14 protein-coding genes are annotated in these 13,191 nt (G+C 65.9%); 6 read left to right on the top strand and 8 right to left on the bottom strand.

The genetic code is table 11. The annotated features are described in order from the left end of the window. Window positions 1-39 precede the first annotated feature (39 nt). Window positions 40-1,056: an AraC family transcriptional regulator gene (locus GN331_RS08890; RefSeq protein ID WP_156641613.1), complete on the top strand. Its 1,017-nt coding sequence runs from the start codon at window positions 40-42 to the stop codon at window positions 1,054-1,056. Between the two features lie 22 nt (window positions 1,057-1,078). Here the strand turns inward: GN331_RS08890 and GN331_RS08885 are convergent, their stop codons facing one another. From GN331_RS08885 to GN331_RS08875, 3 genes are all read right to left on the bottom strand, one after another. Beyond that, the gene (locus tag GN331_RS08885) at window positions 1,079-2,029 is read right to left on the bottom strand and encodes an alpha/beta fold hydrolase (protein WP_156641612.1); all 951 of its coding nucleotides are present in this window, start codon (window positions 2,027-2,029) and stop codon (window positions 1,079-1,081) included. 160 nt (window positions 2,030-2,189) lie between these two features. Then, window positions 2,190-2,609: a hypothetical protein gene (locus tag GN331_RS08880; protein ID WP_156641611.1), complete on the bottom strand. Its 420-nt coding sequence runs from the start codon at window positions 2,607-2,609 to the stop codon at window positions 2,190-2,192. A gap of 179 nt (window positions 2,610-2,788) precedes the next feature. Then, the gene (locus tag GN331_RS08875) at window positions 2,789-5,116 is read right to left on the bottom strand and encodes a catalase (protein WP_156641610.1); all 2,328 of its coding nucleotides are present in this window, start codon (window positions 5,114-5,116) and stop codon (window positions 2,789-2,791) included. A 165-nt stretch (window positions 5,117-5,281) separates the two neighbouring features. Here GN331_RS08875 and GN331_RS08870 point away from each other — a divergent pair, with 165 nt between their 5' ends. From GN331_RS08870 to GN331_RS08860, 3 genes are read left to right on the top strand one after another with little or no spacing between them, the layout of a single operon-like run. Continuing rightward, entirely contained in the window at window positions 5,282-5,803 is a 522-nt protein-coding gene (locus GN331_RS08870; RefSeq protein ID WP_156641609.1) for a hemerythrin domain-containing protein, read from the top strand. 11 nt (window positions 5,804-5,814) lie between these two features. Further along, window positions 5,815-6,336 (top strand): hypothetical protein, encoded by a 522-nt coding sequence (locus GN331_RS08865; protein ID WP_156641608.1) that lies wholly within the window; start codon window positions 5,815-5,817, stop codon window positions 6,334-6,336. A gap of 20 nt (window positions 6,337-6,356) precedes the next feature. Then, complete coding sequence (locus tag GN331_RS08860; protein WP_156641607.1) at window positions 6,357-6,752, top strand: hypothetical protein; 396 nt, start codon at window positions 6,357-6,359, stop codon at window positions 6,750-6,752. Here the strand turns inward: GN331_RS08860 and GN331_RS08855 are convergent. From GN331_RS08855 to GN331_RS08835, 5 genes are read right to left on the bottom strand one after another with little or no spacing between them, the layout of a single operon-like run. Then, on the bottom strand, window positions 6,749-7,804 hold the full coding sequence (locus GN331_RS08855; protein ID WP_156641606.1) for a sulfate/molybdate ABC transporter ATP-binding protein: 1,056 nt from the start codon (window positions 7,802-7,804) through the stop codon (window positions 6,749-6,751). The two genes, GN331_RS08860 and GN331_RS08855, sit on opposite strands and share 4 nt — an antisense overlap. Before the next feature lie 6 nt (window positions 7,805-7,810). Then, on the bottom strand, window positions 7,811-8,671 hold the full coding sequence (gene cysW, locus GN331_RS08850) for a sulfate ABC transporter permease subunit CysW (RefSeq protein WP_156641605.1): 861 nt from the start codon (window positions 8,669-8,671) through the stop codon (window positions 7,811-7,813). After that, entirely contained in the window at window positions 8,664-9,515 is an 852-nt protein-coding gene (gene cysT, locus GN331_RS08845) for a sulfate ABC transporter permease subunit CysT (protein ID WP_156641604.1), read from the bottom strand. The genes cysW and cysT overlap by 8 nt, the downstream gene beginning before the upstream one ends. Before the next feature lie 3 nt (window positions 9,516-9,518). Beyond that, window positions 9,519-10,517 carry a sulfate ABC transporter substrate-binding protein gene (locus tag GN331_RS08840; RefSeq protein WP_156641603.1) on the bottom strand — a complete coding sequence of 333 codons (999 nt, stop codon included), beginning with the start codon at window positions 10,515-10,517 and terminating at the stop codon, window positions 9,519-9,521. Between the two features lie 13 nt (window positions 10,518-10,530). Further along, window positions 10,531-11,976 (bottom strand): OprO/OprP family phosphate-selective porin, encoded by a 1,446-nt coding sequence (locus tag GN331_RS08835; protein WP_197427062.1) that lies wholly within the window; start codon window positions 11,974-11,976, stop codon window positions 10,531-10,533. A gap of 203 nt (window positions 11,977-12,179) precedes the next feature. Between GN331_RS08835 and GN331_RS08830 the strand changes: the two genes are divergently transcribed. Together GN331_RS08830 and GN331_RS08825 are read left to right on the top strand one after the other, a co-directional pair. Then, window positions 12,180-12,521, top strand: coding sequence for a hypothetical protein (locus GN331_RS08830; protein ID WP_156641601.1), 342 nt, complete (start codon window positions 12,180-12,182; stop codon window positions 12,519-12,521). Window positions 12,522-12,606: 85 nt separating this feature from the next. Then, complete coding sequence (locus tag GN331_RS08825; protein WP_156641600.1) at window positions 12,607-13,161, top strand: Hemin transport protein; 555 nt, start codon at window positions 12,607-12,609, stop codon at window positions 13,159-13,161. Window positions 13,162-13,191: the final 30 nt, after the last annotated feature.

Raw genomic sequence — 13,191 nt, 5'->3', positions numbered from 1 at the left:
TCGCGGACTTGCCATCCAACGCCATTCTTCGTGCACCCGATGCCAGCTGTCCGCGCGTTCCTCCCCGCCCTCACGCTGCGTCTTCAACTGGACGCACTTTCATCGCTGGGTGTGGATGCCGATCAGGTTCGGGCGGCCGTCGGGCCACTCCCGACCGATCCCGATGCCGTCGTTCCGCCCGATGCGTACACGCGGATGTGGACCCGCGCCCAGCAGCTCTACCGCCGGGCCGGCCTTCCAAGCGCGCTGGCCGATGCCATCCCATTCGGCGCGTTCGGTGCGCTCGACTATCTGGTTGGCAGCGCCGAAACCGTGGGTGGGAGTGTCGAGTCGGCCCGCCTGCATTTTTCGATGGTGGCCAGCGACGTCTCGCTCCTTGTGGAGAACCTGGAACGCGGCGAGCGACTCGTTCGCGTCGTCGGTCGAGAAGCGCTGGAACCCGAGGCGGCGGAATTCACGCTGGCATGCGTGGTCACGCGCCTTCGCCAACTGGGTGGAGAACGCTTCAAGTGCCGCTTCGTGGGTCTCCCGGCCACGGCCTCCTCCGACGAGGCCGTTCGCCAGCGGATCTATGGCTCCGCCCTTGTCATGGATTACCCGCGCGCGGAATTGCGCATCGGCGCCGATGCCTGGAATGCCCCATGCGAGAAAGCGGATGCGTTTCTTCATGCAACGCTCCGACAAATGGCGCACGCGCTTTCGTTGGTCCGGCAGGACGAGGAGGCGTCACTTGAACAGGCCGTTCGCATGCGACTTCGTGGCGCGTTGGCCGATGGCAGCGCTTCTCCTGCCCGACTCGCGCGTTTGTTGGGCGTCTCGGAACGCACGCTGCAACGCAGGCTTGCGGAAACGGATCGGACATACCACGCCATCGTCGAGGACTTCCGCCGCGAGGAGTCTGCAAGGCTTCTGCACGATCACTCCCTGCAGTTGATCGAAGTCGCGACGCGCCTGGGTTACGCGGAGCAAACCTCGTTCAGCCGCGCATTTCGACGTTGGACCGGCTCGTCTCCGCGGGAATGGCGCCTTGCCCATGCAGCGGGCGGCTTGGCCTAGGGCGCAGGCGGCCAGGCTGCTTTCAGCGATCGACACAGAGGCGTTCGACCAAGCGCGGCGCATCCTGCGGTTTCCATTCGGAAGGTCGCATTGCGCGATGCGCCACGCGCGCCACCAGGTCCGCGAAGTGGGAGCAGAGAATGTCCGGCAGGCTGTGACCCATGCCCTCGACGAGCGTCAAGCATGAGCCGGGGATCGCCGTCGCCGTCGCGATGCCGCCGCTCGGATCGCAGACCGTGTCGGCAAGCCCATGAACGACCTGCGTGGGAATTCCTAACTGGCGAAGTTGCGTCGTTCGGTCACCGGCGGCCATTGCCGCCGCGGCTTGCCTCGCCATTGCGGCGTCGTCGTGTCCGCGATCATAGGCAAGGTTCGCAACGCGCCGAATTTCGGACGCGTCCTTGGCAAAGGTGCCCGCGCCGCTGATCTCGTACGCGCGCACCATGCGATCCACATACGCCTCCTTGGTGCTGATCGGCTTTCCGCTGAACACCGCGGCCAAGGTGCTCGGATGCGCCTGACCGACAGCCGTGTCGCCCGTCGTGGACATGATCGAGGTGAGTGAAGCAACGCGCTCCGGATAAGCGATCGCTGCGGTCTGGGCAATGGCGCCACCGAGCGAAGCGCCTGCCACGTGCGCCCGCGCGACGCCGAGAGCGTCGAGCACCGCAATGACATCGCTTGCCATGTCGACAAGCGAGTAAGGCGCCGATGCCGGATTGCCGCCGGCGATTGCGGCGAAGTCGGGCGCTGGAAGGCTGTGCAGATGCGTCGAACGACCTGCATCCCGGTTGTCCATGCGAACGACGTAAAAATCGTGGGCCAGCAGCGCGTCGACGAACGGCCGTGGCCAATGAATCAGTTGCGCCGCCATCCCCATGACCAGCACGATCGCTGGATGACGGGGATGACCTTCCGCGACGTACGCAATATCCACGCCGGCGACGTCGTTCCTGGCAAACATCTCTTGCATCGGCCTCATCCTTTTTTTCAACGAAGGCTAGGCTAGGGACGGGGTGCCAAGGGCGCTTGGCATTCGGCGCCAATCGTTGAGCATTGCGTGCCACGTCCACGCGAAAGCCGGTGCGAGGACAGGATGCATTCGGCCGGCTCGCCCGAAGGCTTCTCGTGCCTCAGCGCAGGTGCGCCCCGCGGCCGAACGCGAGCGGACGCGCAGGGACGATTTGCGCGTCGCGTTGCAGCCAATCGATCGCCGCACTGCGATCGCCGAAGATGCCCGCCGTGAATCCCACCTGCGCCGCCGCCTCGCGCAATTCGACGATGTTGCCTTCGGGACAATTGAGGTAGGCGATGCGCGCGCCTTCGAACTCGCGTCGATCGCGCAGCGCATGGAAGAACGACGCCTTCTCTTCCGGCGTGCCCAGGCTGTGCCACGCGAGGGTGAAGTCGATCAGATAGCGATCGATGCCCTCCGCCTTGCCGCGCTGGCAAACGACATCCAGTGCGCGTCGGCGGTCGGCGTAGCTCACAGGGCCCGTGAGCGAAGCGGTCAGGCGCGTGCCGCAGGCGGAGACATACAGCGAGAGGTGCATGGCCTTGCGACGCCCTGCGTCTGCCGGAGACAAGCGCCGGAAGTTACTCCCCTGAAAACGGTCCTCGCCTGTTCAGTTGAACGTGACTCGTGCGTTTCAGCATTGAATACGATTGCAGGAGATGGGCCGTGTCAAACAGCCGGTTGTGGCGGCGTCGACCAAATCGAGACATTCCCGGATCAAACCCTGGGCGGATCGGTTTCCCGTTCCCAGTGCCTGCGGCCCGCGACTTCGATGTAGGAACGGATCGCGCCGCGCGCATCGTTGCCGACGACCAGGCCGGGATCCTCGTCGCCATTGGGCAGCGTGGCCGGAATCCCCGCCGACTCCAACAATGTACCGCCGTCGCCGAAGACCAGCAGTGCCTTGCAGTGTCGATACTGCTCCTTGAGGTAATCGAGCGTGCGCGCGTCCTTGCGCAACTCGCCCATGCGATCGTCGCCGTCGGGCACGATCATGCCGTCGAACAGCACGCCGGGCTCGTTTTCCAGCGACACGTCGGCATCGAGCGTATCGCCCGCCTGCGTGGTGCACGGGCCGATGCGCACGCCCATCAGGCGCGGGACCGCGCCGGCATCGAGCAATGCGCGCTGCACGGCTTCCACCGTCTTCCCGTTGACGCCATCGGCGACGAGGATCGCGAACTTGCGCGAGCGCACGCCGGGTTCACCCGGCCTCGCCGTCATCGAAAGCGCCGGCGAAGATTTCACTTCGGCCTTGGGGACGCGCGCGATGGCGCGCGGCAGTGCATCCGGCAGTTCCATGCCGATGCCGTCCGCGACTTTCGCGGCCAGGTCGCGCGAAACATTCACCAATCCGGCGAGCATGCGCGCACGAACGGCCGGCACCGTGACCTTGCTCAATTCGAAGCGGAACGCGCCGACGATGTGCGCCTGTTCTTCCGGCGTCTGGCTGTCGAAGAACAACTTCGCCTGGTTGTAGTGCTCGGCGAACTTTTCGGGATGACCGCGCAATTCATCCTGCTTCACAGGTTCGGGGAAGGAAACGAAGCCCGCGGCACCTGCCTGGAACGGACAACCGCCGCCAAGGCTGTTCGGTTCGTACGAGACACGACCGCGATGGATCGCCTGTCGATGCATGCCGTCGCGCTGGTTGTTGTGCACCGGCGCGATGGGTGCATTGATCGGAATCTCGTGGAAGTTGGGTCCACCCAGGCGCGAGATCTGCGTATCCACGTAGGAATGGATGCGGCCGGCGAGCAGCGGATCGTTCGTGAAGTCGATGCCCGGCACCACGTGCGCGGTGCAGAACGCCACCTGCTCGGTCTCGGCGAAGAAGTTGTCGGGATTGCGATTGAGCACCATGCGGCCGATCGGCTGCACGGGCACCAGCTCCTCCGGCACGAGCTTGGTCGCGTCGAGGATGTCGAACGAGTAGCGCGCCGCATCGTCTTCGGTGAAGACCTGCACGCCGAGTTCGTACTCCGGATACGCACCGGCTTCGATGGCTTCCCACAGATCGCGGCGATGGTAATCCGGGTCCGCGCCCGAAATCTTGACCGCTTCCTCCCAGGCGAGCGCGTGCGTGCCCAGCTTCGGCGTCCAGTGGAACTTGCACAGCCGCGCTTCGCCCTGCGCATTGACCAGGCGGAAGGTGTGCACGCCGAAGCCCTGCATCATGCGATACGAGCGCGGGATGCCGCGATCCGACATCACCCACATCAGCATGTGCGTGCTTTCGGGCATGAGCGACACGAAATCCCAGAACGTGTCGTGCGCCGAAGCGGCCTGCGGCATCGCGTTGTGCGGCTCGGGCTTCACTGCATGCACCAGGTCCGGGAACTTCATCGCGTCCTGGATGAAGAACACGGGGATGTTGTTGCCCACCAGGTCCCAGTTGCCTTCGTCGGTGTAGAACTTCACCGCGAAGCCGCGCACGTCGCGCGCGGTGTCCTTCGACCCGCGCTCGCCCTGCACCGTGGAGAAGCGCACGAACACGGGCGTGACCTTCCCTTTCGCCTGGAACGGTGCGGCGCGCGTGAGATCGGTCAGCGGTGCGTAGCATTCGAAGAAACCGTGCGCACCGCTGCCGCGCGCATGGACGATGCGTTCGGGGATGCGCTCGTGGTCGAAGTGCGTGATCTTTTCGCGGAGGACGAAATCCTTCAACAGCGCAGGGCCGCGGAGCCCGGCCTTGAGCGAATGCTGGTTGTCGGAAACGGGGACGCCCTGGTTGGTCGTCATTCGCTGCGCGCTGGCATCGGTGCGCACAGGATCGAGCGGGCCGACCGCCACCGGCTCACCGCTCGTGGCGCGTGTACCGAGCTTGTCCGACGCATTCACTTCGCTCAGTGTGCTTGCGCCGACAGCCTCGCTTGGGGGCTCCACGCCCTCGCCTTCCTGCGGCGCATGCGCATTGTCGTAGCCGTATTCGAGCGGCTTGTTCGCGTTGAACGGCATCGCCGCCGACGTCGCGTCGACATCGGCCATTTGCTCGGCAATACGAGGGGAAGCGGGCGTGGGCGACTGCGACTTGCGACGGGCCATGGAAAACACCTCGATGCGTGGACTCACCACAACTACGCCGATGCAAGTGACATCGACATGAGGCTCGTTGGCTGAATCAGTCAGCTTCGTGCGTCCATTTCATTGACGTCACTTGCACCGCGACGAGTCCAGCATCGCCGGGTGCAGTCAACCGGAGGACACCTGATGGCACGCGACATCCTGAAGACGTTGAAGGACGAACACGACAAGCTCCGTGCGTTGTTCGAGCAAGTCAAGGACACCACCGACCGCGCAGTGAAGAGCCGCGCGGAATTGCTCGAACAGATCGAGGACAACCTCATCCCGCACGCGAAGTGGGAAGAACAGGTGTTCTATCCGGCGTTCAAGGAACGCGCCGATCGCGAAGGACTGCAGACGCTTGCCGAGGCCTACGCCGAGCATCACGCCGTCGAGAATTCCGTCATTCCCGAAGTGCACCAGGCGCAACCGGGTACGCCGGAGTTCGCGGGGCGCGTCAAGGTGTTCGGCGAATTCGTCGACCACCACGCCAAGGAAGAAGAGAAGACGATGTTCAAGATGGCGCGCGAGATGTTCAGCGCCGAGGAACGCGCGCAGATGGACGAGGACTATGAAACCTGGAAGTCCTCGGACGACGCGCAGAAGGCCGTGATGAACGAGAAGGCGAAAGCGGTCGGCGCCGCGGCGCGGCAAGCCACCCGCCAGTAACCCTGGCATCGATGAAGCCGGGCGTGCGCGCCCGGCTTTCTCGTTTGGATTACAGGGATGTTCATGCTCCCCACGCGGCCCCGAGGATCGGTTCTTCACGCGCCGTCCGCATTGCCGCGACGTCGCTGAATGCGTTGCGGCCGACCGATGTTCTTCCGGAAACGGTTACGGCAGAATCGCCCATCACTGTCGTCATTCGTGCGTGCGTCATGCCCCATTTGAATTCCCGCATCCTCGTGACCTTCGTCGGCGGCCCGCTGCATGGCATGCAGCAGGAACTCGATGCGCCGCCGGAACAATTCTGGCGCGACCTGCCGAATGGTTCGGCGCTGCTGTACGGGCGTCGTTGGTGTTCCGGCGACCCGGAAGCAACGGGCGCGCACGACACCCCGATGTACGCGGTGTATTCGCCGGTCGGCATGTCCGAACACGCCTATCGCGAGTTGTTGCAGACGGTGGATCTCGATCGGCACGAAGCGTTGGCCGCGGCGTCCTCCGACGTTCGCACCAAGCGTTCCAGCCGCACTCCCTGAGCCAGCACGGAAAGGATTCCATGCCCTATTCGCTTCAATCTCTGGACGCGCGCACCATCGAGGTGCGTTATACCGGCGTCGTCGGCTACTTCGAGCGCGCCGAGGCCGTCGAACGCGCGGCCGGCGCCATGCGTGCGGCGGAGGCCGATCGCCTCCTGGTCGACTTCACGCACGCCACGCCCGTCGAGGAAGACAAGGCGAACCGCGCCGACTTCATCGCGCGCACGATCACGCACCTGGCGATTCCGACCGCACGCGTCGCACTCGTCGGCGTTTCGAGCGTCTTCGCCTTTCCGGCGGAACTGGCGTGCGAGATCCGGCACATCCCCTCGCGCAAGTTCGATACGCGCGCCGAAGCGCTCGAGTGGCTGGCGCTCGACGTCATCGAAGTCACCAACCTCTCCAAGACGCCCTAAGCGGCTCCGTCGTTCGGATAGACCGACGCGCGCACCGGAAGGACGCGCACGACATCCCCCACGCGCGGCACCTGGGCATCCTGCGTATCGGGCAGATCGAGTTCGATCGTGCGCGGTTGGCCGGCGCATTCGAGTTCGGCGGTGATGCGGTCGGCGCGGCGGAACAGGTCGACGACCTTCGCCGCGAAGCCGTCGCCTTCCTTGACGATCGCCAGGTCGTGCGGCCGCGTCATCAGGATCGCGGGGCCGGCGTAGTCGCCTTCCATCGGCAATGCGAGCGGATGGCCCGCCATTTGGAAGCGTCCATCGCGCACCTCACCTTCGAGGCGATTCGCGCGACCGATGAATTCGAAGACGAAGGGCGATGCGGGCGCGCGGTGGATTTCGTCGACGGACGCGACTTGTTCGATGCGGCCTTCGCGCATGACGACGACGCGATCGGCGAGTTCGAGCGCCTCTTCCTGGTCGTGCGTGACGAACAGCGTCGTCTGCCCGGTGCGTTCGTGCAGGCGCCGCAACCAGCGACGCAGCTCCACGCGGACCTTCGCATCGAGCGCGCCGAAAGGCTCATCGAGCAGCAGCACGCTGGGCTTGATCGCGAGCGCACGCGCAAGCGCGACGCGTTGCTTCTGTCCGCCCGAAAGCTGATCCGGGTAGCGCGCGCCCAATTCCGGCAACTGGATCAGCGCCAGCAACTCATCGACGCGCTTGGCGATCTCCGCACGTGAGGGACGTTGCGAACGCGGCCGACTGCGCAGGCCGAAGGCGATGTTCTCCGCCACGGTCATGTGACGGAACAGCGCGTATTGCTGGAACACGAAGCCGACGTTGCGCTGTCGCAAGCGCATCGATGTCGCATCCGTTTCGCCGAAGTGCAGCCGCCCCGCATCGGGATGCAACAGGCCTGCGATCACGCGCAGCAACGTCGTCTTGCCCGAGCCCGACGGGCCGAGCAGCGCGACCAGTTCGCCCGACGCGATGTCGAGGTCGACGGCATCCAGCGCCGCGACCCCGGGGTAATGCTTGGCGATGCCTTGCAGGTGCAGGTCCATGCGGGCTCAGTGTCTCCGATGTGCGCGCGCGAGCGCGTCGCCGTGGCGCGCTTCCAGCCAGAAACGCACGACCAGCGTCACCAGTGCGAGCCCTGCAAGCAGCGAGGCGACCGCGAAGGCCGCGGTCGCGTTGAACTCGTTGTAGAGGATTTCGATGTGCAGCGGCAGCGTGTTGGTCAGGCCGCGGATATGGCCGGAAACCACCGACACCGCGCCGAACTCGCCCATCGCACGCGCGCCGCACAACAACACGCCGTACAACAGCGCCCACTTGATGTTCGGCAAGGTGATGCGTCGAAACATCTGCCACGGGCCCGCGCCGAGCGAGCGCGCCGCGAGTTCTTCTTCGGAGCCTTGTTGCTCCATCAGCGGAATCAGTTCGCGCGCGACGAAGGGAAAGGTGATGAACATCGTCGCGAGGATGATGGCCGGTCGCGCGAACAGGATCTGCAGGCCGAAGCGATCGATGACCGGGGCGAACCAACCTTCGCGCCCGAACAGCAGCACCAGGCACAGGCCCGCCACCACCGGCGACACGGCGAACGGCAGGTCGAGCAACGCCAGCAGGACACGCTTGCCGCGGAATTCGAAGCGCGTGACGGCCCACGCGGTCGCCAGGCCGAAGAACGCGTTGAGCGGGATGACGACCGCCGCGGTGATGAGCGTGAGTTCGAGCGCCGAACGTGCATCCGGCTCTGTCAGCGCGGCGAACCATACCTTTACGCCTTCCTGGAACGCCGCGCCCAGCACCATCGCAAGCGGCATCACCAGCAGCAAGGCCATGATCAGCACGGCGAGCACGGTGAGTCCCCATCGCAGCCAGCGCGGCGGTTGCAGCGGATCGATCGGCGCGCCCCGTTCAAACATCACGCTTCCTCGCGAACAGGGCGGGGATCAGCGTGTTGATCGCGATCAGGCAGACGAAGGACGCCGCCAACAACAGCGCTGCGATCGCGACCGCGCCGTCGTAGTCGTATTCTTCCAGGCGGATCGTGATCAGCAGCGGCGCGATCTCCGTCTTGAACGGCAGGTTGCCCGCGATGAAGATCACCGAGCCGTATTCGCCGAGCGCGCGCGCGAAGGCGAGCGAGAAACCGGTGAGCAGCGCGGGCGCAAGTTCGGGCAGCACGACGCGGCGGAACGTGGTGAAGCGGCTCGCACCGAGCGACGCGGCCGCTTCTTCCTGGTCGCGGCCGAGGGTTTCGAGCACGGGTTGCAAGGTGCGCACCGCGAACGGCAATCCGATGAACACCAGCGCGATCACGATGCCCGCCGGTGCGTAGGCGATCTTCCAACCGTGCGGTTCGACGAAACGCCCGACCCACCCGTTCGCCGAATAGATCGCCGTCAGCGCGATGCCGGCGACGGCCGTCGGCAATGCGAATGGCAAGTCGACGAGTGCGTCCATCAACCGTCGACCCGGGAATCGATAGCGCACGATCACCCACGCGACGAGCGCGCCGGCGAGCGACGCGATCACCGCGGCGACGGCCGACGCACTGAAACTCAACACGAGCGATGCGCGCACGCGCGGATCTTCGAGCACGCGCATCCAGCCTTCGCTGCCCAAGCCCGCCGAGCGCACCACGAGCGCGGCCAGCGGCAGCAGCACGATCAATCCGAGCCACGCCATGCCCAGCCCGAGGCTCAGGCCGAAGCCCGGCAACGGATGGCGCATCCGCTGCACCAGGCGCGTGGCGACGGTCGACATCGATCAGCGTCCCGGTCGATAGATGCGGTCGAAGAAACCGCCGTCGGCGAAGTGCGCCTGCTGCGCCTTCTTCCAGCCACCGAATGCGCTGTCGATCGTCACCATCGGCACCTTCGGGAAGCGCGCGAGTGCGGTCGGCGATACGCCTGCGGTTTGCGCCGGGCGATAGAAATGCCTTGCGACGATCTGCTGTCCCTGCGGCGTGTAGAGGAAGCGCAGGTAGGCTTCCGCCTGTTGGCGCGTGCCGTGTTTGTCGATGTTGGTGTCGAGCCACGCGACCGGCGGTTCGGCCTTGATGCTGACCGACGGCACGACGATGTCGAACTTGCCGCGCGTCTGCGCATCGTTCTGCACGAGCAAGGCTTCGTTTTCCCACGCGATCAGCACGTCGCCGATGCCGCGTTCGACGAAGGTGGTCGTCGCGCCGCGCGCGCCGGTGTCGAGGACGGGCACGTTGCGGAACAACTTGCCCATGTAGTCGAGCACCTTCGGACCATCGCGATACTCGCGCGATGCCCACGCCCAAGCCGCGAGGTAATTCCAGCGCGCGCCGCCGGAGGTCTTCGGATTCGGCGTGATCACCGCAACGCCCGGGCGCGCGAGATCGTTCCAGCTCTTGATCGCCTTCGGATTGCCCTTGCGCACGAGGAACACGATCGTCGAGGTGTAGGGCGCGCTGTTGTGCGGAAGGCGCGTTTGCCAGTTCGCAGGCAGCAGCTTCGCTTTCTCCGCGATGGCGTCGATGTCGGCGGCGAGTGCGAGCGTGACGACATCGGCGCCAAGACCGTCGATCACCGCGCGCGCCTGCTTGCCCGATCCGCCGTGCGAGGTGCGCAGGTTGAGGTCTTCGCCCGTCTTCTTCTTCCACTCCGCGGCGAAGGCGGTGTTCACCTCTTCGTAGAGCTCGCGCGTGGGGTCGTAGGAAACGTTGAGCAGCGTGGATTTCGCCGATGCGACACCGGCGAGCAGGATGAGGGCGAAGGTCGCGAGGAAGGTCTTCATGATGCGGGGGGCCTCAGAAGGAGAACTGCGCGCGGGTTAGCAGGATGTGTTCGGCGTCGCGGCGGATGCCGTCGGGCGCGGCGTCGAAGGTCGTATGCAGGTAATCGGCGACCAGCTTGAAGTGCGCGTTGAGATACCAGTTGAAGCCGACGCCCCAGCTGCGTGCGCCATCCGCGGCGCTTGCCGGATTGGCGAAGACGGGGAAGGCGCGGTCGTCGATGTCGAGTTCGCCGTAGCGCGCGGTGAGTTCGAGGGCGCCCCACCCGCTTTCGCCCAGCGCGAAGGGGTTGTCGGGCTTCGTGATGCCCTGGTAGCCCACGGGTTCGCCGGTGACCGCGAAGCTGGTGCTGATCTGCCACGCGCGGTTGTCGATCGCATCGCCAACGCCGTTGCGCGCGACCTCCTGGCGCGAGGCGATGTATTCGCCCAGCACGCCGAACCGGCCGACGTACCAGTACATCTGCGGCGACCAGCGATCGTGTGTGCCGGCGGCGGCGACATCGTTGCGATAGCTGAAGAACGTCACCTGCCCCGGCGTGCGATAGCGCGGGAGGAAATCGTTGCCGCTGCCGGTCTTGTCGCCGTGCGTGGCCGCGAGGCCGAAGCCGAGGCCGGACAACGCGGTGTCCCCGCCCTTCCACGGCTCGAAGAACACGCGTGCGGCGACTTCGAAATCGCCGTCGGGATTGGTCGACGCGCCATCGCGACCATCGACCGTACCGTTGTAGACGCCCAGTGCATACGACAAGCCGGGCCCGTCGAACTTGCCCTGCAACTGCACGCCGATGTCGCGGCCGGGCGCGAGTTCCGATGGCAGGCCGTTCTCGACCTGGCTGGTGGTCGCGCTCGATTGCAGGCGTTCCAGGCCGAGCGGGACCTTCGTCTTGCCCAGGCGCACGGTGGCGCGCGGATCCAGGCGCACGTCGAGATACGCATCCACCGTGCTCGCCGAATCGCCCGCGAATTGGCCGGTGAAGCGATACGCGAGCAATTCGCCGAAGTTGCCTTCGATCGTCGGTTCGGCGCGGCGCAGGAGGAAGGTGTCGTCCTGCACGTCGCCGTCGTCGAACCATTGGCGGCCGTCGTACTGGAACAAGCCGCGCAGGCGCAGTTCGGAGCCGCCGCCGATCGACGACTTCCACGCAAGCCCCTTGTCGTCGAAGGTGAAGCTCGGCGATTCCACGGGCTCGACCTCCTTCGCGGGCGGCGGTGGCGTTGCGGCCACGATGGCCGGTTGCGCCGCGAGTTTTTGCTCCAGCACGCGCAGGCGCTGGTCCAGCGAGGCCAGGTCGGCGGGTGTTTGTTGGGTCGTCTCGCCGAGCAGGGTTTCGAGGCGGCGCACGCGCGCTTCGATGTCCTGCAGCGTTGGCGGGTCTTGCGGCGGGTCGACCGCCCGTGCCTGCGGGATTGCGCAAACGCACGCGAGCGCAAGGAAGAGCGAAACAATGGCACGGACCATCGAGGTGTCTCCCTTGGCGGCGGGATCGCCTCCGGTGGTGGCGGTCGGGCAGGTTCGTCGGGCGCACATTCGTGGAGCGTGATGGGCTCGTGAGCCGAAAACCAGCCGGGCGTCGATTCGCGCGCATCCAATCGCCCCTCCCTCTTGCACGCCCTGCCCTTCGCGGCGTATTGCTGGCGGGCCACGCAATGGAGGCTTGGGTCATGCGATTCCGGGGATCGATGGTCGTGTTGTCGGCGGTACTCGTCGCCGCGTGTTCGAACAGTGGCTACGTCACCCTGCGCGGCGCGCTGCTGGTGCCGCCGCCCGGGCAGAGCGAATGCCGCCTGTCGCTGCCGCAATTCAAGGGCACGCCGGACGAAGGCGATTACACGCGCCGGCTGAAAGGCGGGCACTTCCAGGAGTCCTTCCCGATCGATGGGAAGGTCCGCGACTACGAGGTCGTGATCGCTTGTGCCGGATATCAGCCCATGACCCGGCAGGTGCACCTGGGCGAAGGGGTCTTCGCGGTGGATCTGGGCAACGTCGTCCTTTCGAAGGAATGACTCGGCTGTTTCCTTCCGCTTCAACCGCTTGACGCGCAAATACGAATCACTATCATTTGCCTGAAACCCAAACTCAGGCAAGTGGATGCTTTGGCATGCACGGACATCGCAGGCGCTTCCCACCGCGCCGCAGGCCCTGCCCACCCCGGCGCAGCTCGCGTCGCTGGGGCCGGTGCTGTGCCTGTCGCGGGTCCAGCCCGGCGGCGCGCTGGCCGGATGGGCGCAGGCCGCGCGGTCCGAGGTGGCCTGCGACGTCGAGCGTGAAGGCCCCTGCGAGGCGATCCACTTCGTCGACGCCCGCGAACGCCCCTGCTGGCGCCTCTATCTCCTCCCCGACAGCGACTTCCTCGCCTGGGATGCGCTGATCGCGGGACTGCGCACGCGCGCCGACCGCGCGTGGCATGCCGCGCGCGGCCATCGCCTCGAACGCCGCCTCCACGCCGAACGCTGGAGCGCCACCGTGCTGTCGCTGCGCACCACGCGGTCGCACGCCGACGCGGGCACGGCGCTCGCCGCCGATCGCAGCGCCATTTCTTCGCTCGGGATGTCGATCGCGCTGCGCATCGCGCGCACCGAAGGCATCGAACTCGACGCCCCGCACAACACCGACTGCTGTTGCCAGCACCACGCCTGGCGCTGATCCCCACTCCAACCACAAGAAGAACGTCCC

It is taken from the genome of Noviluteimonas gilva (genome assembly GCF_009740395.1).
GTDB classification, from domain to species: domain Bacteria; phylum Pseudomonadota; class Gammaproteobacteria; order Xanthomonadales; family Xanthomonadaceae; genus Noviluteimonas; species Noviluteimonas gilva.
Note: the sequence above shows the minus strand (reverse complement) of the source record. Positions and strands in the feature narration are given on the sequence as shown.

Excerpts from the sequence above, each read along its gene's own strand:
- GN331_RS08890 (WP_156641613.1), top strand. The coding sequence starts at position 40 with ATGCCAGCTGTCCGCGCGTTCCTCCCCGCCCTCACGCTGCGTCTTCAA.
- GN331_RS08885 (WP_156641612.1), bottom strand. The coding sequence starts at position 2,029 with ATGCAAGAGATGTTTGCCAGGAACGACGTCGCCGGCGTGGATATTGCG.
- GN331_RS08880 (WP_156641611.1), bottom strand. The coding sequence starts at position 2,609 with ATGCACCTCTCGCTGTATGTCTCCGCCTGCGGCACGCGCCTGACCGCT.
- GN331_RS08875 (WP_156641610.1), bottom strand. The coding sequence starts at position 5,116 with ATGGCCCGTCGCAAGTCGCAGTCGCCCACGCCCGCTTCCCCTCGTATT.
- GN331_RS08870 (WP_156641609.1), top strand. The coding sequence starts at position 5,282 with ATGGCACGCGACATCCTGAAGACGTTGAAGGACGAACACGACAAGCTC.
- GN331_RS08865 (WP_156641608.1), top strand. The coding sequence starts at position 5,815 with ATGAAGCCGGGCGTGCGCGCCCGGCTTTCTCGTTTGGATTACAGGGAT.
- GN331_RS08860 (WP_156641607.1), top strand. The coding sequence starts at position 6,357 with ATGCCCTATTCGCTTCAATCTCTGGACGCGCGCACCATCGAGGTGCGT.
- GN331_RS08855 (WP_156641606.1), bottom strand. The coding sequence starts at position 7,804 with ATGGACCTGCACCTGCAAGGCATCGCCAAGCATTACCCCGGGGTCGCG.
- cysW (WP_156641605.1), bottom strand. The coding sequence starts at position 8,671 with ATGTTTGAACGGGGCGCGCCGATCGATCCGCTGCAACCGCCGCGCTGG.
- cysT (WP_156641604.1), bottom strand. The coding sequence starts at position 9,515 with ATGTCGACCGTCGCCACGCGCCTGGTGCAGCGGATGCGCCATCCGTTG.
- GN331_RS08840 (WP_156641603.1), bottom strand. The coding sequence starts at position 10,517 with ATGAAGACCTTCCTCGCGACCTTCGCCCTCATCCTGCTCGCCGGTGTC.
- GN331_RS08835 (WP_197427062.1), bottom strand. The coding sequence starts at position 11,976 with ATGGTCCGTGCCATTGTTTCGCTCTTCCTTGCGCTCGCGTGCGTTTGC.
- GN331_RS08830 (WP_156641601.1), top strand. The coding sequence starts at position 12,180 with ATGCGATTCCGGGGATCGATGGTCGTGTTGTCGGCGGTACTCGTCGCC.
- GN331_RS08825 (WP_156641600.1), top strand. The coding sequence starts at position 12,607 with ATGCTTTGGCATGCACGGACATCGCAGGCGCTTCCCACCGCGCCGCAG.